General features: G+C 65.0%; 1 protein-coding gene. It reads right to left on the minus strand.

The window, feature by feature from the left end; translation table 11 throughout:
- Positions 1 to 6 precede the first annotated feature (6 nt).
- A partial coding sequence (gene tuf / locus AX721_RS04360; protein WP_068874806.1) for an elongation factor Tu occupies positions 7 to 1,197 on the minus strand: 1,191 nt, incomplete at its 5' end.

The raw sequence follows: 1,197 nt of genomic DNA on the forward strand, positions 1-1,197 counted from the left end.
TTGGGCCTACTTGATGATCTTGGAGACCACGCCCGAGCCCACGGTCCGGCCGCCTTCGCGGATCGCGAAGCGCAGGCCCTGGTCCATGGCGATCGGCGTGATCAGTTCGACCAGCAGCTCGGCGTTGTCGCCGGGCATGATCATCTCCACGCCTTCCTTCAGCTTGATGATCCCCGTCACGTCCGTCGTCCGGAAGTAGAACTGCGGACGGTAGTTCGTGAAGAACGGCGTGTGACGGCCGCCCTCTTCCTTCGTCAGGATATAGGCCTCGGCCATGAACTCGGTGTGCGGCGTGATCGAGCCCGGCTTGCAGAGCACCTGGCCCCGCTCTACGTCCTCGCGCTTCGTGCCGCGCAGCAGCACGCCCACGTTGTCGCCCGCCTGGCCCTGGTCCAGAAGCTTGCGGAACATCTCGACACCCGTGCAGGTCGTCTTCTGCACGTCGCGGATGCCCACGATCTCCACTTCCTCGCCGACCTTCACGATTCCCTTTTCGATCCGGCCCGTCACCACCGTGCCGCGGCCCGAGATCGAGAACACGTCTTCCACCGGCATCAGGAACGGCAGGTCCACCGGACGCTCCGGCTGCGGGATGTACGTGTCCACCGCCGTCATCAGCTCCAGGATCCGGTCCTCGCCGATCGCCGGGTCACGACCCTCGACCGCCGCCAGCGCCGAGCCCTTCACGATCGGAATGTCGTCGCCCGGGAACTCGTAGCCCGACAGAAGCTCGCGAACTTCCATCTCCACGAGGTCCAGCAGCTCCTCGTCGTCGACCATGTCCACCTTGTTCATGAACACGACCAGCGCCGGCACGCCCACCTGACGGGCCAAGAGGATGTGCTCGCGCGTCTGCGGCATCGGACCATCGGCCGCCGACACCACCAGGATCGCGCCGTCCATCTGCGCCGCGCCCGTGATCATGTTCTTCACGTAGTCGGCGTGCCCAGGGCAGTCCACGTGCGCGTAGTGACGGTTCTGCGTCTCGTACTCCACGTGCGCCGTGTTGATCGTGATCCCGCGCGCCTTCTCCTCCGGCGCCGCGTCGATGTCCTCGTACTTCTTCGCCGTCGCACCGCCCGTCTTCGCCAGAACCATGGTGATCGCCGCCGTCAGCGTCGTCTTCCCATGGTCAACGTGACCGATCGTGCCGATGTTGCAGTGCGGCTTGTTGCGTTCGAACTTCTCTTTGGCCAT

It is taken from the genome of Phenylobacterium sp. CCH9-H3 (genome assembly GCF_001557235.1).
Taxonomy (GTDB): domain Bacteria; phylum Pseudomonadota; class Alphaproteobacteria; order Caulobacterales; family Caulobacteraceae; genus Phenylobacterium.